The 22,170-nt window shown below is 71.7% G+C and carries 20 protein-coding genes; 12 read left to right on the top strand and 8 right to left on the bottom strand.

What is annotated here, in order from left to right:
* Positions 1-33: 33 nt before the first annotated feature.
* The 3 genes from ABZ154_RS24185 to ABZ154_RS24175 all read right to left on the bottom strand — a co-directional run bounded on the left by ABZ154_RS24185 (position 34) and on the right by ABZ154_RS24175 (position 3,490).
* Positions 34-1,263 carry a DUF5667 domain-containing protein gene (locus ABZ154_RS24185; RefSeq protein WP_356835827.1) on the bottom strand — a complete coding sequence of 410 codons (1,230 nt, stop codon included), beginning with the start codon at positions 1,261-1,263 and terminating at the stop codon, positions 34-36.
* Positions 1,264-1,490: 227 nt separating this feature from the next.
* A complete protein-coding gene (locus tag ABZ154_RS24180) occupies positions 1,491-2,267 on the bottom strand; it encodes an ECF subfamily RNA polymerase sigma factor, BldN family (RefSeq protein WP_026241604.1) in 777 nt (258 codons plus the stop codon).
* A 278-nt stretch (positions 2,268-2,545) separates the two neighbouring features.
* The gene (locus tag ABZ154_RS24175) at positions 2,546-3,490 is read right to left on the bottom strand and encodes an HAD-IB family hydrolase (RefSeq protein ID WP_356835825.1); all 945 of its coding nucleotides are present in this window, start codon (positions 3,488-3,490) and stop codon (positions 2,546-2,548) included.
* Between the two features lie 180 nt (positions 3,491-3,670).
* On the opposite strand from ABZ154_RS24175, the gene ABZ154_RS24170 reads away from it, so the two are divergent.
* The 6 genes from ABZ154_RS24170 (at position 3,671) to hemB (ending at position 10,275) form a co-directional block, all read left to right on the top strand.
* Positions 3,671-3,961: a glutaredoxin family protein gene (locus ABZ154_RS24170; protein ID WP_356835823.1), complete on the top strand. Its 291-nt coding sequence runs from the start codon at positions 3,671-3,673 to the stop codon at positions 3,959-3,961.
* Between the two features lie 257 nt (positions 3,962-4,218).
* Positions 4,219-4,986: a redox-sensing transcriptional repressor Rex gene (locus ABZ154_RS24165; protein ID WP_031126363.1), complete on the top strand. Its 768-nt coding sequence runs from the start codon at positions 4,219-4,221 to the stop codon at positions 4,984-4,986.
* Entirely contained in the window at positions 4,983-6,485 is a 1,503-nt protein-coding gene (locus tag ABZ154_RS24160; protein ID WP_356835821.1) for a glutamyl-tRNA reductase, read from the top strand. The genes ABZ154_RS24165 and ABZ154_RS24160 overlap by 4 nt, the downstream gene beginning before the upstream one ends.
* Positions 6,482-7,468 (top strand): hydroxymethylbilane synthase, encoded by a 987-nt coding sequence (hemC, locus tag ABZ154_RS24155; RefSeq protein WP_356835819.1) that lies wholly within the window; start codon positions 6,482-6,484, stop codon positions 7,466-7,468. The genes ABZ154_RS24160 and hemC overlap by 4 nt, the downstream gene beginning before the upstream one ends.
* Entirely contained in the window at positions 7,465-9,135 is a 1,671-nt protein-coding gene (locus ABZ154_RS24150) for a bifunctional uroporphyrinogen-III C-methyltransferase/uroporphyrinogen-III synthase (protein ID WP_356835817.1), read from the top strand. The genes hemC and ABZ154_RS24150 overlap by 4 nt, the downstream gene beginning before the upstream one ends.
* A 132-nt stretch (positions 9,136-9,267) precedes the next feature.
* A complete protein-coding gene (gene hemB / locus ABZ154_RS24145; RefSeq protein ID WP_356835815.1) occupies positions 9,268-10,275 on the top strand; it encodes a porphobilinogen synthase in 1,008 nt (335 codons plus the stop codon).
* Between the two features lie 6 nt (positions 10,276-10,281).
* Here the strand turns inward: hemB and ABZ154_RS24140 are convergent, their stop codons facing one another.
* From ABZ154_RS24140 to ABZ154_RS24130, 3 genes are all read right to left on the bottom strand, one after another.
* On the bottom strand, positions 10,282-10,758 hold the full coding sequence (locus tag ABZ154_RS24140; RefSeq protein ID WP_356835813.1) for a hypothetical protein: 477 nt from the start codon (positions 10,756-10,758) through the stop codon (positions 10,282-10,284).
* A gap of 18 nt (positions 10,759-10,776) precedes the next feature.
* Positions 10,777-11,118: a hypothetical protein gene (locus ABZ154_RS24135; RefSeq protein ID WP_356835811.1), complete on the bottom strand. Its 342-nt coding sequence runs from the start codon at positions 11,116-11,118 to the stop codon at positions 10,777-10,779.
* A gap of 88 nt (positions 11,119-11,206) precedes the next feature.
* Positions 11,207-12,010 carry a DUF4253 domain-containing protein gene (locus ABZ154_RS24130; RefSeq protein ID WP_356835809.1) on the bottom strand — a complete coding sequence of 268 codons (804 nt, stop codon included), beginning with the start codon at positions 12,008-12,010 and terminating at the stop codon, positions 11,207-11,209.
* A 155-nt stretch (positions 12,011-12,165) separates the two neighbouring features.
* Between ABZ154_RS24130 and ABZ154_RS24125 the strand changes: the two genes are divergently transcribed.
* Together ABZ154_RS24125 and ABZ154_RS24120 are read left to right on the top strand one after the other, a co-directional pair.
* Positions 12,166-12,849: a DNA alkylation repair protein gene (locus tag ABZ154_RS24125; protein ID WP_356835807.1), complete on the top strand. Its 684-nt coding sequence runs from the start codon at positions 12,166-12,168 to the stop codon at positions 12,847-12,849.
* Positions 12,850-12,966: 117 nt separating this feature from the next.
* Positions 12,967-13,545, top strand: a complete 579-nt coding sequence (locus ABZ154_RS24120; protein ID WP_356835805.1) for a dihydrofolate reductase family protein — start codon at positions 12,967-12,969, stop codon at positions 13,543-13,545.
* 46 nt (positions 13,546-13,591) lie between these two features.
* On the opposite strand, the gene ABZ154_RS24115 is transcribed toward ABZ154_RS24120, so the two are convergent.
* Complete coding sequence (locus tag ABZ154_RS24115) at positions 13,592-14,302, bottom strand: DUF4232 domain-containing protein (RefSeq protein WP_356835803.1); 711 nt, start codon at positions 14,300-14,302, stop codon at positions 13,592-13,594.
* Between the two features lie 204 nt (positions 14,303-14,506).
* Here ABZ154_RS24115 and ABZ154_RS24110 point away from each other — a divergent pair, with 204 nt between their 5' ends.
* From ABZ154_RS24110 to ABZ154_RS24100, 3 genes are all read left to right on the top strand, one after another.
* Complete coding sequence (locus tag ABZ154_RS24110; RefSeq protein WP_356835801.1) at positions 14,507-15,847, top strand: helix-turn-helix transcriptional regulator; 1,341 nt, start codon at positions 14,507-14,509, stop codon at positions 15,845-15,847.
* 723 nt (positions 15,848-16,570) lie between these two features.
* On the top strand, positions 16,571-17,821 hold the full coding sequence (locus tag ABZ154_RS24105) for a phospholipase D-like domain-containing protein (protein ID WP_356835799.1): 1,251 nt from the start codon (positions 16,571-16,573) through the stop codon (positions 17,819-17,821).
* 78 nt (positions 17,822-17,899) lie between these two features.
* Positions 17,900-18,340 (top strand): hypothetical protein, encoded by a 441-nt coding sequence (locus ABZ154_RS24100; RefSeq protein ID WP_356835797.1) that lies wholly within the window; start codon positions 17,900-17,902, stop codon positions 18,338-18,340.
* Between the two features lie 71 nt (positions 18,341-18,411).
* Here ABZ154_RS24100 and argS read toward each other — a convergent pair whose 3' ends face one another.
* The gene (gene argS, locus ABZ154_RS24095) at positions 18,412-20,184 is read right to left on the bottom strand and encodes an arginine--tRNA ligase (protein ID WP_356835795.1); all 1,773 of its coding nucleotides are present in this window, start codon (positions 20,182-20,184) and stop codon (positions 18,412-18,414) included.
* Between the two features lie 134 nt (positions 20,185-20,318).
* Between argS and lysS the strand changes: the two genes are divergently transcribed.
* Complete coding sequence (lysS, locus tag ABZ154_RS24090) at positions 20,319-22,082, top strand: lysine--tRNA ligase (protein ID WP_356835793.1); 1,764 nt, start codon at positions 20,319-20,321, stop codon at positions 22,080-22,082.
* Positions 22,083-22,170 lie beyond the last annotated feature (88 nt).

The following is a 22,170-nucleotide window of genomic DNA, read 5'->3' as shown; positions in this document are numbered from 1 at the left end:
CGGATCGCGTGCCGGCCCCCTCTCGCGTAGGTCCTATGGCTTGGGTTTGAGGTTCTCTCCGTCGATCCCCAGGCCGGGGAGGAGCCCGGGGAGCAGCGGGGGCAGGGTGACGTCCGGGGCGGGGCGGGGCGGGGTGCTGGGCCGGTCTTCCGGGGACGGCTGGGGGAGCCCGTCCGTGGGGAGGTCGTCGAGCAGCCCGTCCGTACCGCCGCCGAGGAGGCCGTCGTCAGGGGTCGGGTCCGAGGAGCCGGGGGAGTCCGAGGAGTCCGACGGCTTGGGCGCGGTGCTGGAGCCGGGGCGGCCCTCGGACGGGGACGGGGCGGCGGGGGTGGGGTCGTCGGCCCGGGGGGATCCGGTGTCCGGTGGGGTGGTGTCGGTGCGTCCGGTGTCCTCGCTGCCGCCAGGGGGACGGGGGAGGAGGGACTGGAGCGGGGCGACGTCGTCCTCTATGGCCTCGAAGACGGAACTGACCCGGTCGCGGATGTCGGTGAGCTGGACGGGGAGCCGGTCCCGGAGGTTGCTCCAGGCGGAGCGGTGCGAGCGGGAGAAGGTGTCCAGGGTCTGGATGGGGCCGATGGAGCCGTCGCGCTGGTACGCGGAGTGGAGCAGGCGGTGGCCCTCGGAGGCGTCGTGGGACATGCCGTTGAGCGCGCGTCTGACGGCGCCGAGGGACTCGTGGTCGAGCTCGCCGGCGCGGCCGCGTTCCATGAGTCTGCGGGCCTCGCTCAGCCGGGTGGACGCCTGGTCGAGGTAGGCCTCGCCGCGGTCGGCGTCGCCCTTGGCCATACCGAGGCTGATGTCCTCCATCCCGCGCTTCAGCCCGTACAGCGAATCACCGGGGAGGGCGTCGGAGCTGGCAGCGGCCACTCCGCCGAACGCTCCGGCTGCCACACCCACGGTCAGCCCACCGGCGGTGAGCCCCTTCGCCCAGCGGGAGCGGGGACGCAGTTTGCGCAGTGGCGAGGCCCGGTGGGCCCCCTTGCCCCGTTGCACGGGCACCGTAGGGCCCGTCGATGCGCCGCCCTCGGCGAACATGGCCTCCATGGCCGCGACGAGCTGGGCTCGCTGCACCACTTTGACCTCGGGGTCCAACTGCGGCTTCGGTAGCTCACCGAGGCCGTTCGCCAGGGCCAACAGCGGTCCGCGGTCGGCCTGGTCGGCCGGCTCCTCGGGCTGTACGGCCGCCGCACCCTGGGGGGTCTGCTCCTCCAGGGCCTGGGCGAAGGCGTTCGCCCGCCGGTGTGCCGAAACGTTTGCGATCACTGGCGGCACCTCCTCTCGTCATGACGGTCGACTCCCCTGGCGGTCCGGAAGGTTGCACACCTTGAGCGTTTCCACTCGATGGGGTGAGTGGCTACGGACATGGAGTGACGACAGGGGGCCTGCAACCGGCACAACGAGCACCGCGGCACTTGGGTTACGCACGAAAGATGATCGGACCAGTGCGTGATGGGGCGGTCACTTACAGGCAGCGGCTGCGGCTGTCCCGGTCAGCGGGCGTCGTCCGGCAGGAGCCGGGCGAGCGTCCGCACGGCGCGGTACTGCAGGGTCTTGATCGCGCCCTCGTTCTTTCCCATCACGCGGGCCGTCTCCGCGACCGAGAGGCCCTGCAGGAAGCGCAGCGTGACGCACTCCTGCTGCTGTGGATTGAGTCGGCGCACGGCCTGGAGCAGTGCGGCGTTGGAGAGGGACTCCAGGACGGAGTCCTCGGGGGAGCGCGCCACCTCGTTGGCGTCGAGCATTTCGCCGGTGGTCACTTCCAGTCGGAACCGACTGGATTTGAAGTGGTCGGCGACCAGGTTGCGAGCGATGGTGACCAGCCAGGCGCCGAAGTCACGCCCCTGCCAGGTGAACGTGGAGATACGGCGCAGCGCGCGGAGGAAGGTCTCACTGGTGAGGTCCTCCGCGGTCGCCTTGCCGCCCACGCGGTAGTAGATGTACCGGTACACGGTGTCGCTGTACTGGTCGTACAGGCGGCCGAAGGCGTCAGCCTCACCGGCCTGTGCGCGCTCGACGAGATCCATCATGCGTGCGCTGTCGCTGTCGGCCGTGGGACGGCGGACGGTCGACGTGGTCGAGGCGGCGCGGGTACTGCGTCTTCCGACCGCCGCACTGCGTTCGGCCATGGCGTAGCACGGGCCGGCAGGTGCAGGGGTGGCGAAGGCGGGGACGGCGTACGCGGTGGGGACGAAGCCGCGCAGGCGGTCAATGACCGATGCACGCAGCGTAGCCAGGCCCGAGGCGTCAACCCCGACGTGTGGGTACACGGGACTCCCAGAGGCAGAGCTTCCATCACGAGCAGTTCGAAAAACGTCACTCGTCGTAGCGAGCGGCGGTCTCCGTGATGCGTCTGAGGAGAATAACGCTTCGTGCAGGCGGCACTACACCCAGTTGCCTAAATCACCGATTACGTCGTTTCTTGTATCGCTAAGTGACGCATCGAGCAGCACATCGTGATCAGTTATTGATCGGATTGCTTCGTGATCTGTCGCTCTGCCGCACTGTCGCCCGGTTGACGGGTACAGCGGGTGGTGGGGACGAACGGTCAGCGGCGGCGGCGGTGCAGGGCGAGGGCCGCGGCGGTGCCGCCCGCCAGTGCGCCGACCCCGGCCGCGGCGGGGATGCCGACCTTGGCCGCCTTGCGGCCGGTGCGGTAGTCACGCAGCCGCCAGTCCAGGGCGCGGGCGTGCTTGCGCAGTCTGGTGTCCGGGTTGATCGCGTAGGGGTGGCCGACCAGCGACAGCATCGGGATGTCGTTGTGCGAGTCGCTGTAGGCGGCGCACCGCTCCAGGTCCAGGCCCTCGGCCGCCGCCAGGGCGCGTACGGCTTCGGCCTTGGCGGGGCCGTGGAGCGGCTCGCCCACCAGGCGGCCGGTGTAGACGCCGTCGACCGACTCGGCGACGGTGCCGAGCGCACCGGTCAGGCCGAGCCGGCGGGCGATGATGGTGGCGGTCTCCACCGGGGCGGCGGTGACCAGCCAGACCCGCTGGCCGGCGTCCAGGTGGGCCTGGGCCAGGGCGCGGGTGCCGGGCCAGATGCGGTCGGCCATGTACTCGTCGTAGATCTCCTCGCCGATGGACATCAGCTCGGAGACGCGGTGGCCCTTGACGATGGAGAGCGCGCTGTCGCGGGCGTCCTGCATGTGCTCGGGGTCCTCGACGCCGGCCAGCCGGAACCACGCCTGCTGCCAGGCGAACCGGGTGAGTTCGCGGCGCTCGAAGAACTTCCGCTTGTAGAGGCCCCGGCCGAAGTGGAAGATCGCGGCGCCCTGCATGACGGTGTTGTCGAGGTCGAAGAAGGCGGCGGCGCGGTCGTCCCCGGCGACGGGGAACGCGGCCTCCTCGGGCGCCTGTTCCGGAGCTCCGGTCAGGAGGGCGGATTCGTCCTCGGCCGAGGTCTTGCGTGCGGCTTCGGCCGCGGCCTCGCCTGCCAGGACGCTCCGTGCGGTTGCGGAACGCCTACGGGGTGTGAGCCATCCAAGAGCGGCCATGCGGTGAGCATAGCCAGTCCGCCGGTACGTGCCCGACCTGCCGGGATGCGGTGGCGTGAACTCTGCGGGGCCGACTCGTTGACCGGGCGATTCCGGGCGGCCCGCCGGGGTGGTGGGCGGGCGCAGAAACTGAGCATCGCAGGCTCAGGAACCGAGCGGGACGGGCGCAGAATGAGAGGCATGAGTCCTCTGCTGCGTCGTACGAAGAAGAAGCCCGCCGAGCGGGTGGTCACCCTCGTGGGGAAGCCCGGCTGTCATCTGTGCGAGGACGCCCGGGCGGTGGTGAGCGCGGTCTGCGAGGAGACCGGAGCGTCGTGGGTGGAGAAGGACATCACCGAGGACGAGGAGCTGTACAAGGAGTACTGGGAGCAGATTCCGGTGGTGCTGATCGATGACGAACAGCACACGTTCTGGCGGGTGGACCCGGCCAGGCTGCGCAAGGCGCTGGGTGCAGACGTGAAACTCGGTTAACATCGTGGGCGTTTTGAGTGGTCTCGGGGGCGTAGACATGAGGAGTGTGTACCGCTTTGCCCCCTTCGAGGTTGCAACGGGCTGATGCGGTCCTTGGTTCCGGGATCGCGCGGGTGATGTGCGTGACCCCGGTCACTTTGACCGGACAAAACGGACACCATCTTTGTGCACGCGTTCACAAAGACATAGCCTGCATTCGACGGGGCGGTCCTGGGACATACGGCCGCCTGCAGCCCCGCTCATCCCGCAGGAGCACCGTGGCAACTGGCCGAACTCACCGACCGGCGACCCGTAGCCGAGGAATTCCCGAGGCCACCGTCGCCCGACTTCCGCTGTACCTGCGCGCCCTCACCGCGCTCTCCGAGCGATCCGTTCCCACGGTCTCCTCCGAGGAACTGGCCACCGCGGCCGGGGTCAACTCCGCGAAGCTGCGCAAGGACTTCAGCTACCTGGGGTCCTACGGCACCCGCGGTGTCGGATACGACGTCGAGTATCTCGTCTACCAGATCTCCCGAGAGCTCGGGCTCACCCAGGACTGGCCGGTCGCCATCGTCGGCATCGGCAACCTCGGCGCGGCCCTCGCCAACTACGGCGGCTTCGCCTCCCGTGGCTTCCGGGTCGCCGCGCTGATCGACGCCGACCCCGCCATGGCCGGTACGCCGGTGGCCGGGATCGCCGTCCAGCACACGGACGACCTGGACCGGATCATCAGCGACAACGGTGTGTCCATCGGCGTGATCACCACCCCGCCCGGCGCCGCCCAGCAGGTCTGCGACCGGCTCGTGGCCGCCGGTGTGACCTCCATCCTGAACTTCGCGCCGACCGTTCTCTCGGTGCCCGAGGGCGTCGACGTACGCAAGGTCGACCTCTCCATCGAGCTGCAGATCCTGGCGTTCCACGAGCAGCGCAAGGCCGGGGAGGACGCGCCCCCGGAGGGCGACGACCCCGAGGCCCCGCCGATGCGTGCCACGCCCGCGAGCCGGAAGGGACCCGACGGGGACATGCCCGCCGTGATGCCGGCATGAGCCTCCTCGTCGTCGGGCTGAGCCACCGCAGCGCCCCCGTCTCCGTACTGGAGCGGGCCTCCCTCGCTGCCGACACCCAGGCCAAGCTGCTCCAGGACACCCTCGCCGCGGAACCCGCGACCGAGGCCGCCGTGCTGGCCACCTGCAACCGCATCGAGCTGTACGCGGACGTGGACAAGTTCCACGCGGGAGTCGCCGAGCTCTCCACGCTGCTCGCCCAGCACAGCGGCGTCGGGCTGGACGAGCTCACTCCGTATCTCTATGTGCACTACGAGGACCGGGCCGTCCACCACCTCTTCTCGGTGGCCTGCGGCCTGGACTCGATGGTCGTCGGCGAGGGCCAGATCCTCGGCCAGATCAAGGACGCGCTCGCGCGCGGCCAGGAGCTGCACACCGCCGGACGGCTGCTCAACGACCTCTTCCAGCAGGCACTGCGGGTCGGCAAGCGCGCCCACAGCGAGACCGGGATCGACCGGGCCGGCCAGTCGCTCGTCTCCTTCGGGCTGCAGCAGCTCGCCGCAGGGGTCGACCCGGGCCTCTGGGCCCAGGGCAAGCGCGCCCTGGTGATCGGCGCCGGCTCGATGTCCTCGCTGGCCGCCGCCACCCTGGCGCGTACCGGGGTCGCGGAGATCGTCGTCGCCAACCGGACCCGCTCCCGCGCCGACCGGCTGGTGGAGATCCTCCAGCAGGGCGACGACACCACCGTGCGCGCGCACGCCGTCGAGATGTCGGCGGTCGGCGACGAACTGACACGTGCCGACGTCGTCGTCTCCTGCACCGGCGCCACCGGCCTCGTCCTCACCGCCGACGCCCTGGCCGACGCCCTCGGCGTCACTCTGGACGCCCCGGCCGAGGCGCCCGCCGTCACGGCCGCCCCGGCTCCCGCCGACGTCGACCAGCACGCCGCCTGGGTGGAGAACGGTTCCGCCGCCTCCGCCCCGGAGGCCAAGGCCGCGACCCGCCGCGTCACGCTGCCCGCGCAGTCCACCGGACCGGTCAAGCTCGCCCTCCTCGACCTCGCCATGCCGCGCGACATCGACGGCGCCGCCCACCGCATCGACGGCGTACGGCTCGTCGACATCGAGTCGCTCGCCGACGCCTCCGCCGACGCCCCGATGGCCGCCGACGTGGACCAGGTGCGCACGATCGTCGCCGACGAGGTGGCCGCCTTCGGCGCCGCCCAGCGCGCGGCCCATGTCGCGCCGACCGTGGTCGCTCTGCGCACCATGGCCGCTGACGTGGTCGCCGGCGAGATCGCCCGGCTGGACGGCCGCCTCCCCGACCTGGACGAGAAGCAGCGCGCCGAGATCACCCAGACCGTGCGCCGCGTCGTCGACAAACTCCTGCACGCGCCCACCGTGCGGGTCAAGCAGCTGGCCAGCGAGCCCGGCGGTGCCGGGTACGCGGACGCGCTGCGCGAACTCTTCGACCTCGACCCGCAGACGGTGGCCGCCGTCTCCCGGGCAGACCTGAACGACCCGAATAGAGGGCGGTCATGACCGACAACTCATCGCCGGGCGCGCGGAGCTCCGCGCCGCTCCGGCTGGGCACCCGGCGTAGCAAACTCGCCATGGCCCAGTCCGGCCTCGTGGCCGAGGCGGTCCGCGAGGTGACCGGGCGCGCCGTCGAGCTCGTCGAGATCACCACGTACGGGGACACCTCCCGCGAGCACCTGGCGCAGATCGGCGGCACCGGTGTGTTCGTCGCGGCCCTGCGCGAGGCGCTGCTGCGGGGCGAGGTGGACTTCGCCGTCCACTCGCTCAAGGACCTGCCGACCTCCCAGCCCGACGAGCTGGTGCTGGCCGCCGTGCCGCAGCGCGAGGACCCGCGCGACGCCCTGGTGGCCCGCGACGGGCTGACCTTCGAGCAGCTGCCCGACGGCGCCCGCATCGGCACCGGCTCGCCGCGCCGTATGGCGCAGCTCAACGCGTACGCCCGCTCCCACGGCCTGCGGATCGAGACCGTCCCCATCCGGGGCAACGTCGACACGCGGATCGGGTTCGTGCGGGACGGGGAGCTCGACGCGGTGGTTCTGGCCGCCGCCGGGCTCAGCCGTCTGGGCCGGACCGGTGAGGTGACCGACTTCCTGCCGGTCGACACCATTTTGCCCGCTCCCGGCCAGGGAGCACTGGCGATCGAGTGCGCTGCGTCCAGCGCCGACCTCGCCGCCGCGCTCGCCGAGCTCGACGACCCGTACACCCGGGCCGCCGTGACCGCCGAACGTGCCCTGCTCGCCGCCCTGGAGGCCGGCTGCTCCGCACCTGTGGGTGCGCTGGCCGACCTCCTGGTCGACGGACAGGTTGTCAACGAACTGCGCCTGCGCGGAGTCGTCGGTTCCACCGACGGTTCCTCGCTGGTACAGCTGTCCACCACCGGTCCCGTCCCCACGTCGCACGACGACGCGGCGGCCCTCGGTCGCGAACTCGCGGCCGAGATGCTCGCCAAGGGTGCGGCCGGTCTTATGGGGGAGCGAGCACTGTGAGCCCCACCGGCCCCGCCGCATCCGACTTTCCTGCCCTGTCCCCACGAGGTCAGGTCACCTTCCTCGGCGCCGGTCCAGGCGACCCGGGACTGCTGACGCTGCGCGCCGTCGAGGCGCTTGCGAGCGCGGACGTCCTTGTCGCCGAACCGGACGTTCTCGACGTCGTTCGCGGTCATGCGCGTACAGGTGTAAGCACACCTGAGCTGACGGTTGTTGACGTGACGTCAACAGCCGCCGGAGTACCCGTTCTCAGGGATGCGGCCAATCTTGTCATGGAGGCGGCGAAGGGCGGCAGGCGGGTGGTCCGTGCTGTCGCGGGCGACCCGGGCCTGGACGGCAACGCGGGCGCGGAGATGCTCGCCTGCGTTGCCGCCGGGGTGCCCTTCGAGGTCGTCCCGGGCGTCGCGAACGCCGTCGGCGTGCCCGCGTACGCCGGGGTGCCGCTGCGTGACGCGCAGGGCGCCGACGTGCGCTTCGTCGATGCCCGTACCGCCTCCGACCGGTGCTGGAGCGAGGTCGGTGCGAGCGACGCGACCGCCGTCGTCTCCACCACGCTGGACTCGGTCGCGGCGGCCGCCGGTGAGCTGGTCTCGGCCGGCCGCAAGCCCGACACCCCGCTCACCGTCACGATCGGCGGTACCACCACCCGCCAGCGCACCTGGACGGCGACCCTCGGGACGATCGCCCAGACCCTCAAGCAGGCCAAGGTGCTCCCTTCGCCGGAGGGGCACCGGCCGGTCATAGCCGTGGTCGGTGAGCGCAGCTCCGCCGCCCAGCGCGACCAGCTCGCGTGGTTCGAGTCCAAGCCGCTGTTCGGCTGGAAGGTGCTCGTGCCGCGCACGAAGGAGCAGGCCGCGTCGCTCTCCGACCAGCTGCGTTCCTACGGCGCGGTGCCGCACGAGGTCCCGACGATCGCCGTCGAACCGCCGCGTACGCCCCAGCAGATGGAGCGCGCGGTCAAGGGCCTGGTCACCGGGCGCTACGAGTGGATCGCCTTCACCAGCGTCAACGCGGTCAAGGCGGTCCGGGAGAAGTTCGAGGAGTACGGTCTCGACGCCCGCGCCTTCGCCGGGATCAAGGTCGCGGCCGTCGGTGAGCAGACCGCCGCCGCCCTGATCGACTTCGGTGTGAAGCCGGACCTGGTGCCCTCGGGTGAGCAGTCCGCCGCCGGGCTGCTGGAGGACTGGCCGCCCTACGACCCGGTCTTCGACCCGATCGACCGGGTGTTCCTGCCGCGCGCCGACATCGCCACCGAGACCCTGGTGGCCGGGCTCATCGAGCTGGGCTGGGAGGTCGACGACGTCACCGCGTACCGCACGGTCCGCGCCTCGCCGCCGCCGGCCGACACCCGTGAGGCGATCAAGGGCGGCGGCTTCGACGCGGTCCTGTTCACCTCGTCCTCGACGGTGCGCAACCTGGTCGGCATCGCGGGCAAGCCGCACAACGTGACGGTCATCGCGTGTATCGGCCCGGCCACGGCGAAGACCGCCGAGGAGCACGGCCTGCGCGTGGACGTCCTGTCCCCGGAGCCGTCCGTGCACAAGCTCGCCGAGGCGCTCTCCGCCTTCGGCGCGCAGCGGCGGGACGCGGCGAAGGAGGCCGGCGACCCGGTGACCCGGCCGAGCGAGCGGCGCCCGGGTGCGCGCAGGCGCCGGACGACGACGTAGTCGCAGTACGGGGGTGGGCGGGTCCGGTCGCTTCGGCGGCCGGGCCCACCGCCGTTTCCGGAGCCGTTTCCGGGGCCTTTCCCGGCGTGGGTGTCGGTAAGCGGGTGATGTGGGCGGGTCTATCGTCGAAGGATGACTGCGTACGGAAACTTCCCCGGCTCCCGGCCCCGGCGGCTGCGGACGACCCCGGCGATGCGGCGGATGGTCGCTGAGACCCGTCTCGACCCGGCGAACCTGATCCTCCCCGCGTTCGTACGGGAGGGCATCGACGCCCCGGTCGCCATCTCGGCCATGCCCGGCGTGCACCAGCACACCCTGGACACCCTGCGGAAGGCGGCCGTCGAGGCGGTCTCGGCCGGAGTCTCGGGAATCATGCTGTTTGGCGTCCCGGAGGACGCGAAGAAGGACGCCCGGGGCACGGCGGGTACCGACCCCGACGGCATCCTCCAGCTCGGGCTGCGGGCGGTGCGCGAGGAGGTCGGGGACGAGCTCGTCGTCATGTCGGACCTGTGCCTGGACGAGTACACCGACCACGGCCACTGCGGTGTCCTCGACGGCGACGGGCGCGTGGACAACGACGCGACCCTGGAGCGGTACGCGGAGATGGCCCAGGTCCAGGCGGACGCCGGGGCCCATGTGGTGGGCCCCAGCGGGATGATGGACGGCCAGGTCGGCGTCGTCCGCGACGCCCTGGACCAGACCGGGCACGAGGACGTGTCGATCCTCGCCTACACCGCGAAGTACAGCTCCGCCTTCTACGGCCCCTTCCGCGAGGCCGTCGGCTCCTCGCTGACCGGCGACCGCAAGACCTACCAGCAGGACCCGGCCAACGCCCGGGAGTCGCTGCGGGAGCTGGCGCTCGACTTGGAGGAGGGCGCCGACATGGTCATGGTGAAGCCCGCCGGACCGTATCTGGACATCCTCGCCAAGGTCGCGGAGTCCGTGGACGTGCCGGTCGCGGCGTACCAGATCAGCGGTGAGTACGCGATGATCGAGGCCGCCGCCGAGAAGGGCTGGATCGACCGGGACAAGGCGGTCCTGGAGAGCCTGACCGGGATCCGGCGGGCCGGGGCGCAGATGATCCTCACCTACTGGGCGACCGAGGCCGCCCGGTGGCTCGGAGGGCCGGGCAGGAACTGAGAGCACTCAGGGGCTGCCGGCTCCGGTCTCCTGGAGCCGGTGGGCCTCCTTGATGGAGAACCGTGCGCTGTCCCGTACGAGCGGGTCCTGGTCCGCCCGCGCGGTGGAGTCCAGGGCCATCGCGACGAGCGGGTCCGAGGTGTAGGGCGCGAGCGACATCGCCGCGTACTGGCGGACCAGGTCCTCCTCCGGTTCCCGCAGGGCGGTGAGCAGGGCGCGGCCCGCGCGGCGGCGGAGGTCGGGGTCGTCCGGGGGCCAGACCCGCAGGACGGTGGCGCTCTCCACGCGGGCGAGGTCGTACTCCTCCGCGTCGGCGACCACCGAGACGAGGAACGGCAACGCCTGCGCGTTGGCGTCCAGTTCGGTGATGATCTCGCGCTTGCGGTCGCTGCCGGGAGGCAGTGCGCGGTACTCGGCTATCAGGCGTTCGGCGGCTTCGGCCGCTGCCGCGGCTGCCGTGGTCGGAGGGTTCGTGTCGTTCATGGGGGTGGACACTTTCTGTCAGGGCCAGTCGACCAGTGCCATGAATGCTACGAAAGTGACCACGACGGTGGCGGGTGCGGCGAGCACCAGGGCTGTGCGCCGCGCCGCGGCGCGGTGTTCCCGGGAGGTGTCCCAGCTCGCGAGCAGGACGATCAGGGCGAGCGCCAGACCCACCCACAGGACGGTCCACGCGGGCCCGGAGCTCGCGTCGAAGCGGTCGGCCCTCGCGCCGTCGCACGCGTCGCACGCCATCGGGGTGAGCCCGCCGACGGTCAGGGCGATGACCCCCATCGGCAGGGTCACGAGCGTGGAGATCAGCGGGGCGATCCAGGCCTGGGGGTCACGGGTGATGTCGCGCATGCGTACGAGTCAACCTCGCGCGCCCCGGCACCCGCATGAGTACGGCAACTCAGGCCGGCGCCGGGCCGTGCGGCTCACCGAAGGGCCGTCAGTCCCACCAGAACGACCACACCTCCTGGTCGAGCAGGTGCTTCTCCGCGTACACGTCCAGGTCGTACGGCGGGGACTGGTCGATGTTGTCCGGGCAGAACGCGTAGTGCTCGGCGGCCAGCGCGCGGGCCTCCTCCGGGGTGGTCGGCGGGCGGCCCACGGAGACGATCATCGTGTCGAAGCCGAGCACCACGACCCGGGCGTCGTAGCGGTCCTCCCAGGAGCGGAGCACCGCGCAGAGCCGGGCCACGTCGTTCTCGTGGTTCACCGGGCCGGACCAGCCGATCGCCGCCGGTATGTCCGCGCTGCGGCGGGCCGGGACGAGGGCCATGCGGGCGCCGCCGAGCCAGGTGTCCGGGTCGGCCGTGATCACGTCCGCCAGGCCCGCGGCCGCCTCGTCCGGGTCCTCACCGGCCTCCTCCGGCGCCGGGGCCAGGCCGGGCCAGGAGCCGGCGGAGCGCTCCGAGTCGTCGTTGGCCTCGCCGGCCGCGTAGTCCGTCCAATGACCCGCCAGCACCTCGTCGGCGTCGTGGTCGCCCGGATACGTCGTGATGTCCGGGCACAGGTCCCACTGCTCGGGCCACTGGCCGCGCGAGCCCCCGTTGACCAGCACCGGCAGCAGCCCGAGGCGTCGCCCGGCCGACCGCAGGGCCGTCCAGTCACGGGGAGCGGCGGGCCCGTCCGCGTACCAGAGCAGCGGTTCGTGCCAGGGGCCGTCCAGGGTGGCGTCCACCAGGGAGCCGGGCGGGAGGTCCAGGCCCGAGGAGGCCAGGGAGGGCAGAGGATTCGGGAGCGTCGCCATGGTGGTGACTGTAGGGGGCGCCACTGACAGCGCCGGATGACCAGGACAGGACCCCGGATGACCAGGACAGGACCCCGGATGACGAGAAGAGGACCAGGAGCGGGCGGCCGTCCTCGGGCATAGGGTGAAAACTCCGCGACGGACAGGAGGCCGCGATGACCGGGGCGACGACGGCGCAGGTCATGGCCGAGCTGGCCGGTCTCGACGACCCGAAGATGCGCGCGGTCAACGAGAGGCACGGCGACGACCACGGCGTCCACCTCGGCAAGCTCCGCGCCCTCGCCAAGCGGCTGAAGACACAGCAGGACCTCGCCCGCGAACTCTGGGCGACCGATGACACCGCGGCCCGGCTCCTGGCGGTCCTGATCTCGCGGCCGAAGGCCTACGGCCGCGACGAGCTGGACACCATGCTGCGCGAGGCGCGCGTCCCCAAGGTGCACGACTGGTCCGTCAACTACGTGGTGAAGAAGAGCCCGTACGCCGAGGAGCTGCGCCTCGCCTGGACCGAGGACCCCGATCCCGTGGTGGCGAGCGCCGGATGGGCGCTGACGACCGAGCGGGTGGCGAAGAAGTCCGGCGGACTCGACCTCGCCGGGCTGCTGGACACCGTGGAGGCGGAGATGAAGGACGCCCCGGACCGCCTCCAGTGGGCGATGAACCACTGCCTGGCCCAGATCGGCATCGAGCATCCCGGACACCGCGCCCGCGCGGTCGCCATCGGTGAGCGCCTGGAGGTGCTCAAGGACTACCCGACCCCGCCGAACTGCACGTCGCCGTTCGCGCCGGCGTGGATCGCCGAGATGGTGCGCCGGCAGGAGGAGAAGCAGGCCGCGCCGTAGCGGGACCGCGTGACGTCCGGGTGACATCGGGCGACTCGGTTCCGCGGGAGGGCCGTCCGGCCGGTGCGCGCGTATCGTCGCGGTGGCCTGTTCCCGGCGACCTCTCTGGGTGGTTCCATGAACAAGATCGTCTCGTCCGTCTCGGTCTCCCTCGACGGCTTCTTCGAGGGCCCCGACCGGGACATCGCATGGCACTCCGTCGACGAGGAGGTCCACCAGCACTTCAACGACTACCTCCGGACGGCGGGCGCGTTCGTCGAGGGGCGCGTCACCTACCAGTTGATGGAGGAGTTCTGGCCGACCGCCGACCAGGACCCCGCCAGCGACGGGCCGATGGCCGAATTCGCGGGCATCTGGCGGGACATGCCGAAGTACGTCTACTCCCGGACGCTGGAGAGCGTGGGGCCGGGGGCGACCCTGCTGCGCGAGGTGGACCGGGACGAGGTGTGCGCGGTGCGTGACGCGGCCGCCGGGGACCTGATCGTCGGCGGGGCGGACCTGGTGGAGACGTTCCGGCGGCTGGACCTCGTGGACGAGTACCGCGTCTACGTCCACCCCGTCCTCCTCGGCCGGGGCCGCCCCTTCTTCGGGGAGGCTGCGGACCTGCAGGGGCTGCGGCTCCTGGAGAGCCGGGCGTTCGGCAACGGCGTGGTGCTCCTGCGGTACGAGACGGATCCGGCACAGGCTGATGCGTGAACCGTACGTACGGTTCACGCATCAGCCTCTGTAGGGCGAACCGGCGTCAGTACATGAGGGCGTCCGCCAGGTCCGACTGCCAGTAGGTGACGAAGCCGTTGTCGTCCCAGTGGGCCTCCGCCGGGAGCTTCAGCCTGGTGGGCGTCTCGTACGTCGAGCCGTCGCGCTCGGCGAAGTGCACGGACAGGTTCTTGCTCTTGTGGAGCTGGCTCTGGCCGGGCTCGCCGGTCAGGCCGATGCCTGCGTACGCCTCCTCGCCGGGCGCGAGCGTGACCACGGCCTGGGGCTTGCTGTCCTCCAGGATCCGGAAGACGGACTGGGCGCCGTCGAAGCCGAGGCGCGGGGCGTAGTAGGCGTCGCAGAGGCCGGAGCCGGTGTTCTTGAGCGTCAGCAGCAGGTGGTTGATCGGGCGGGTCACCTTGGTGACCGTCACCGCGGTGTTCGCCGTCGTGCAGGCGGTGCGGGGCGTGGCGGAGGCCGGGGCCGCCTTCTCGGTGCCGCTGTGGGCGGTGCCGTTCCCGTTGCCGCCGGCGTGCTTGCCCTGGGCGGGGGTCGAGGCGTTCTCGGCGGGGGTGCCGGTCTGCGGCGCGGTGGTCTCCGAGGTCTGCGGCGTCTGCGGGGCGGTGGACTCCGTCGTGGCGGCCGGGGCCGGGCCCGCGCTCTTCGTGCCTTCGTTCCCGCCGCAGGCGGTCAGCGAGAGGGCGGCCACGAGTGCGGTGGCGGCGAGAGCGGTGGTGCGGATGCGGTTGGTGCGCATGGCGGTGGTACTCCCCGTGTTCGGTACGTCCGTCGGTACGTCGGTCGGTGCTGCGGTCTGGTCCGAGCTTGTGGGGTGGCCGGTTTCGGCCGCAACGCCCGGCGAACCATTGGGGACGCCGGAACGTCTACGCGTACGGTGACCTGCAGGAATTCCGCGTCCCTGGAACGCCGTTCCGGGACGACCAGGGAGGGGAACGCCGTCGTGGCGACGCCGGAGGCCGAGCAGTTCGCGGCCCTGCTGAAGGAACTGAAGGACCGTTCGGGGCGCAGCTACGGGGTTCTGGCCGGGAGACTGCACGTCAGTACGTCGACCCTCCACCGGTACTGCAACGGGGACGCCGTGCCCAACGAGTACGCCCCCGTCGAGCGGTTCGCCCGGCTGTGCGGGGCGGCGGGGGACGAGCTGGTGGAGGTGCACCGGCGGTGGATCGTGGCGGACGCGGCCCGGCGGCGGCCGGCGGGGGCGCCGGTTCCGCTTCCGGTTCCGGCCACGTCTGTGCCGGTGGCCGCGCCTGAGCCCGTTCCCGCGCCTGAGGCCGTCGTGCCCGAGTCTGCTCCCGGCCGCTCCCCCTGGGCCCGGCTCTCCCGGCGTACGCGGGTGCTCCTCGCCGCCGCAGGGGTCGCCGCCCTCCTCGTGCCGGCCGGCGTCGTCGCCGCCGATCTCGTCGGGGCGCGGGCCGAAGGCGGCGCGGGCGCTCAGGACCGGGCCGGCCGGGCGGGCGGCGACGCCCTCGCGCCCCCTGCCCCCAGCGGATCCGGGCCCCTTGCGTCCCCCTCCTCCCCGTCCGCGAGCGCTTCCCCGTCCCCGTCCCCCGGTGCGCCCTCGGCCGTGCCCTCGGCGGAGCCGGGCGCACCCGCCGCCGAATCCGGTACGAAGCAGCCGCAGGGAGGCGGCAGCGGTACGGGTCTCGGCGCGCCCCCGGCCGTCACCATCTCCTCGTACAACTGGGACGAGCCCTGCGGGCAGTTCTACCTGCTGGACCGGGGGCCGGAGGGCGTCGATCCGCCGCCCCCTCCGCAGGACCGGCGCGGGTGGGCGCGGAAGTACGGCGGGGTGGAGGGCGGGAACACGCTCCTCCAGCTGACCGTTCAGGGGACCTCGCGCGAGGCGGTCGTCCTGAAGGGCCTGTACGTGCGGGTGCTCTCCCGCAAGATGCCACTGCCCTGGACGGCGTACCTGATGGGGAACGGCTGCGGCAGCAGCATCGTGCCGCAGACCTTCGCCTCCGACCTGGACACCGGGCATCCGATCATCACGCCCGTACCGGGGACGCAGGGCGACCGTACGATCCCGGCCGAGCCGTTCCCGTACAAGGTGTCGTCCGAGGACGTGGAGGTCTTCAACCTCGACATGAAGGCCACCGGCTACGACGTCACCTGGTACCTGGAGCTGAAGTGGAGCAGCGGCGGGCGTGAGGGGATGCTGCGGATCGACGACCACGGGAAGCCGTTCCGGACGAGCGGCATGCGGGGGCGGCCGATGTACACGTACGGCAACGACGAGGTGAAGTGGGAGGCGTACCAGGCGGGTCGAGCCGGCTGAGGGAGGGGCGGGCCGCTGTCCGTGGCAGCGGCCCGCCCCCGTTTGATGAGGGCGTCGCGCCCCAGCGGCGGAGGTCGGCCGGTCGCGGCCTGGGCGGTGGTCTCGTCGAACGGTGTCGGGTCCCCGGCCGACCGGCCCCGCAGGGTCAGGGCCGTGCCCCGGGCGTGGTGCGGGCCGCCGTGGCCGATGACGGTTTCCGGGCCGGCCGTGGCGTACCGGTCCCGTGCCGGGGCCGCGCTCCCGCCCGTGCGCCAGGGAACCGAGCCGGGTCCGAACCGGGCGCCGAGCCGGGTGAGGTGGCCGCGGACGACCTCGGTCGCCGTGGCGGGGCGGGCGGGCGGGGCGGGCGGCAGGTGGACCAGGCGGCCGTCGAGCGGGAGGGCTTCGCTGGTGGTGAGCGGGGCGAGCGTCGGCGCGGATGTCAACGGGTCCTCCGGGATGGTCCGGTGGTGGGTGTCCGGGGCGGGGCGGCGCGTTTCGGACGACCGGAGACGGGCTGTTAGTTAGGTTAGCTAACCATGCTTGCCCTGGTGGCGGGGTGGAGGACTTCCGCCGGATCAGGTTGCGCGGCGGGGGATTTGGGGCCAGGCGGGCCCGCAGGGTGAAGGGGGGCCTGGCCATGCCCGTACCGAGGAGTACAGTCTCCGACGCCCTGGCAAGCCCGTCCCGGTGCGGCGACGCTCCGGACGGCGGGCGGCCCCGCCCCCGTACCCCCAGGTGACCATGTCCGGCATAGCCGAAGCCTCCGAACGAGCCGAACCGGATCCGCGCGACCGTACGCAGACCGGTGCGCAGGCAGAACTCGACCCGGACGCGTGCGAGGAGCGATCCCTGCGGCTCAGACGCAGGCTGGAGCGGCTGATCGGGATCGCGGCCACCGAGGGGAACTCGCTGCTCCCGCTCCGCAACGGCGACGAGATCTTCGGCGCGATGCTGAAGGCGATCCGGTCCGCCGGGCACACCATCGACATGATGACCTTCGTCTACTGGCGCGGCGACATCGCCCAGGAGTTCGCCGAGGCGCTCGCCGACCGGGCCCGGGCCGGCGTCCGGGTCCGGCTGATGCTCGACGGCTTCGGCTGCCGGCTGATCGAGAAGGACCAGCTCGCCCTGATGGACGAGGCCGGGGTGACCATCGCCTGGTTCAGGAAGCCGCTCCACCTGTCGCCCCTCAAGCAGAACCACCGCTGCCACCGCAAGGTCCTCGTCATCGACGAGTCCACCGCGTTCACCGGCGGCGTCGGCATAGCCGAGGAGTGGTGCGGCGACGCCCGCGACGAGAACGAGTGGCGGGACACCCATGTACAGGTCCGCGGCCCCGCCGTCGACGGACTGGCTGCCGCCTTCGCGCAGAACTGGGCCGAGTGCCAGGAGGAGCTCTTCGACGAGCGCGACCGGTTCGTGGCGAGCGACCACCACGGTGACGCGGTCGTCCAGGTGGTCCGTGGTTCGTCGTCCTTCGGCTGGCAGGACATGCAGACCCTGATGCGGGTCGTCCTCGAATCCGCCGAGGAACGCATCCGCCTCACCACCGCCTACTTCGCGCCCGACGACTACTTCACCGCTCTGCTCTGCGCCGCCGCCCGGCGCGGGGTGGAAGTCGAGATCCTGCTGCCGGGCCCGCACACCGACAAGCGGGTCTGCCAGCTGGCCGGACAGCGCCACTACGAGGAACTCACCGGGTGCGGGGTGAAGATCTACCAGTACCAGCCGACGATGCTGCACACGAAGACCGTCACCATCGACCGGGTCGCCTCCCTCATCGGCTCCACCAATTTCAACCGGCGCTCCCTCGACCACGACGAGGAGGTCATGCTCGCGGTCATGGACCGCGACTTCACCGAGGCGCTCGACGGCCACTTCGACGAGGACCGTGAGAAGAGCGTGCTGATCGAGCGGGGCCGGTGGAAGAGGCGCGATGTCCTCCAGAGGGTGCGGGAAGCGGCCGTCGTGCCGATCCGCCGCTATCTCTGAGACCGGATTCGCGCGTGTGCCCGGGGGCTGACCGGGCAGGCGGGGAGAGCAGCGTCCGTCGTGTGAAGGGAAGGGCCCATGAGCGTCTCAGCCGACACCTCGCCGGCACCGGCAGCCGCGGTGATCACCGAGCCCCTGCCCGACCTCCAGCTCCAGCTGCTCATCCAGCTCCTGGACGAGGACCCGCGCTCGAGCCTGCCCCTCACCCTCACCCACCCCGGCGGTCTGCTGCACGGCGATGTGATCGGGCACGAGCAGTGGAAGGCCGAGTGGTCCAGGAGCCTGCGCCAGGTCGAGGGCGAGGGTGCCAACCTGCTGGCCGAGTTCCCCGAGACGGTCGACCAGGGCGTACGGGAGCTGCACGGCCAGGAGCAGGACGCGCAGGCGGCCCGGCTGCCGCGCTGGATCCACCTGCGGGACGTGACGCTGCTCGGCGGGGCCATGAGCGCGGTCTCGCTGCCGCTGTGGCGCGGGCGGCTCTCGGACGTGTCGGGGTGGGCGCTGGGGCGCCCCCAGTGAGGTCGTACGCACGGAATCGGCCCCGGCGCCTGTGAGGGCGCCGGGGCCGGCCTACGTACGGCTGGGTGAGGTCAGAGCCGCTCGGGCGTCCGGATGCCGAGCAGCTCCATGCCCTGGTGCAGCGTGCGGGCGGTCAGCTCCACCAGGAAGAGCCGGTTCTCGACGACCTCGGGTGCGTTGTCCGGGCTGAGCACCTGGCACTGGTCGTAGAACGTGGTGAGGTGCGACGCCAGCTGGTACAGATACGCGGCCAGCTTGTGCGGCTCGTAGCCGGAGGCGACCTCGCCGAGTACCTCGCCGAACTGGTCCAGGTGCAGGCCGAGCGCGCGCTCCGCCGGGGCCAGCGCCAGCTCCGGGTGGGCGGCCGGGGCCGCGTCGCCCGCCTTGCGCAGGATCGACCGGATCCGGGCGTACGCGTACTGGAGGTACACCGACGTGTCGCCGTTCAGCGACACCATCTGGTCCAGGTCGAACTTGTAGTCCCGCACGGCGGAGGTCGACAGGTCGGCGTACTTCACGGCCCCGACGCCGACGTACCGGCCGTTCTCCACGATCTCGTCCTCGGAGAGCCCGACCTTCCCGGCCTTCTCCCGCACGACCGCCGTGGCCCGGGAGACCGCCTCGTCGAGGAGGTCCTCCAGCCGCACGCTCTCGCCCTCACGGGTCTTGAACGGCTTGCCGTCCTTGCCGAGGACCGTGCCGAACGCGAGCTGCACCGCCTGCACGTCCTCGTTGAGCCAACCGGCCCGGCGGGCCGTCTCGAAGACCATCCTGAAGTGCAGCGACTGCCGGGCGTCCACCACGTAGAGCAGGGTGTCGGCCTTGAGGTCCTGGACCCGGTTGCGGATAGCGGAGAGGTCGGTCGCCGCGTAGCCGTAGCCGCCGTTCGTCTTCTTCACGATGAGCGGGACCTTGTTGCCGTCCGGGCCCAGCACATCGTCGAAGAACACGCACAGCGCACCCTCGGAGCGGACGGCGACACCCGTCTCCTCCAGGATCCGGCAGGTCTCCTCCAGCATGTCGTTGTAACCGGACTCACCGACGATGTCGGGGTCGCGGATCTCCATGTCGAGCTTGTCGAAGACGGAGTGGAAGTAGATCTTCGACTCGTCGACGAAGCCCTGCCACAGCTGGAGCGTCTCGGGGTCCCCGGACTGGAGGGCCACCACCCGGTCCCGCGAACGCGCCTTGAACTCCTCGTCGGAGTCGAACAGGGCACGCGACGCCTTGTAGACCCGGTTCAGCGTCGACATCGCCGCCTCGCCGTCCGCCGCGTCGCCCTCGTGCTTCAGGGCCCCGGGGTGCTCGGTCAGATACTGGATGAGCATGCCGAACTGGGTGCCCCAGTCGCCGATGTGGTGGCGCCGGACCACGCTCTCGCCGGTGAACTCCAGGATCCGGACCATCGCGTCGCCGATGACCGCCGACCGCAGGTGGCCGACGTGCATCTCCTTGGCCACGTTCGGCTGGGCGTAGTCGATGACCGTGGTCCCGGCCGCCGCGTCCACCGGCACGCCGAGGCGGCCCTCGGCGTCGGCGGCCCGGGCGGCCAGCGTCTCGATGATCGCCTTGTCCGCGAGCGTGACGTTGAGGAAGCCGGGGCCGGAGACCTCGATGTCCTTGATCAGCTCACCCGCCGGGAGGGCGGCCGTGACCTGGCCGGCCAGCTCCCGCGGGTTGCCCTTGAGCTTCTTGGCGAGCGCCAGGATGCCGTTGGCCTGGAAGTCGGCCCGGTCGCTTCGGCGCAGCAGCGGGTCCGCGGTGCCGGCATCCGGCAGAGCTGCCGTCAGGGCGTCCGCCAGCTGCTGCTGGAGCGTGGAAGCGAGGGAAGGGACCGAGGCCATGGCTGGCTGCCGTTTCCGTAGGGGTACAAGGGATCTCCCCAGTATTCCACGGGGCGTAAAGCCGTTTTCGCGCTACGGGGGGTAGCTGGGAGAATGGTCGGTAACCCACTGGGACCGACAGACGAGAGAAGGACGTGCCGACCGTGGCCGAGAGTCAGACCAGCACCGAGACCGACTGGGTCTCCCGCTTCGCGGACGATGTCATCGCCGAATCGGAGCGTCGTGCGCCTGGCAAACCGGTCGTCGTCGCCTCCGGCCTGTCCCCGTCGGGCCCGATCCACCTCGGCAACCTCCGTGAGGTCATGACCCCGCACCTGGTCGCGGACGAGATCCGCCGCCGCGGGCACACCGTGCGCCACCTGATCTCCTGGGACGACTACGACCGCTACCGGAAGGTCCCCAACGGGGTCCCCGGGGTCGACGCGTCCTGGGCCGAGCACATCGGCAAGCCGCTGACCTCGGTGCCCGCCCCGGCCGGCTCCGCGCACGCGAACTGGGCCGAGCACTTCAAGGCCGCCATGACGGCGGCCCTGGACGAGCTGGGCGTCGAGTACGACGGGATCAGCCAGACGGAGCAGTACACCGCGGGGACCTACCGCGAGCAGGTCCTGCACGCGATGAAGCACCGGGCCGGCATCGACGCCGTACTGGACCGCTACCGGACGAAGAAGGACCCGGCCGCCCAGAACAAGGGCGGTAAGAAGCCGCAGCAGCAGAAGAAGGTCGACGAGGCCGAGCTGGAGGCCGCCGAGGGCTCCGGTGCCGCCGACGAGGACGACGGCAGCGGCAACAGCGCCGGCTACTTCCCGTACAAGCCGTACTGCGGCAACTGCGAGAAGGACCTCACCGTCGTCACCTCCTACGACGACGACACCACCGAGCTGAACTACACCTGTTCGGCGTGCGGCTTCGCCGAGACGGTGCGGCTCAACGAGTTCAACCGCGGCAAGCTGGTGTGGAAGGTCGACTGGCCGATGCGCTGGGCGTACGAGGGTGTGATCTTCGAGCCCAGCGGCGTCGACCACTCCTCGCCCGGCTCCTCCTTCGTCGTCGGCGGCCAGATCGTCCGCGAGGTCTTCGACGGCGTGCAGCCCATCGGGCCCATGTACGCCTTCGTGGGCATCTCCGGCATGGCCAAGATGTCCTCCAGCAAGGGCGGGGTCCCCACCCCGGCCGACGCGCTGGAGATCATGGAGGCGCCGCTGCTGCGCTGGCTCTACGCCCGCCGCAGGCCCAACCAGTCGTTCAAGATCGCCTTCGACCAGGAGATCCAGCGGCTGTACGACGAGTGGGACTCGCTGGGCCGCAAGGTCGCCGACGGCACGGTGCTGCCCGCCGACGCCGCCGCGTACTCGCGGGCCGTCCGCACGGCCGCCGGGGAGCTTCCGAGCACCCCGCGCCCGCTGCCGTACCGGACGCTCGCCTCGGTCGCCGACATCACGGCCGGCGCCGAGGACCAGACGCTGCGCATCCTCAGCGAGCTCGACCCGGAGAACCCGCTGACCTCGCTGGACGAGGCGCGCCCGCGGCTCGACCGCGCCGAGAACTGGATCACCACCCAGGTCCCGGCCGAGGCCCGCACCATCGTCCGCGACGAGGCCGACAAGGAGCTCCTGGGCTCGCTCGACGACCAGGGCCGCGAGTCGCTGCGCCTCCTCCTGGAGGGGCTGGACACGCACTGGTCGCTGGACGGGCTCACCACGCTCGTCTACGGCGTGCCGAAGGTGCTGGCCGGCCTGGAACCGGACGCCAAGCCGACGCCCGAGCTGAAGGCCGCCCAGCGGTCCTTCTTCGCCCTGCTCTACCGGCTGCTCGTCAGCCGCGACACGGGGCCGCGCCTGCCCACACTGCTGCTCGCGGTGGGGGCGGAGCGGGTGCGCGGGCTGCTGGGCGCGTAACGTCGCACGTGCAGATGGCGAAGGGCCGCCGTCCGGGAGGAGTTCCCGGGCGGCGGCCCTTTCGTCTCTCTGTCCGTCCGTCCGTACG

This window comes from Streptomyces sp. NPDC006261 (genome assembly GCF_040613515.1).
Taxonomy (GTDB): domain Bacteria; phylum Actinomycetota; class Actinomycetes; order Streptomycetales; family Streptomycetaceae; genus Streptomyces.
This window is presented reverse-complemented; position numbering and strand designations above follow the sequence as displayed.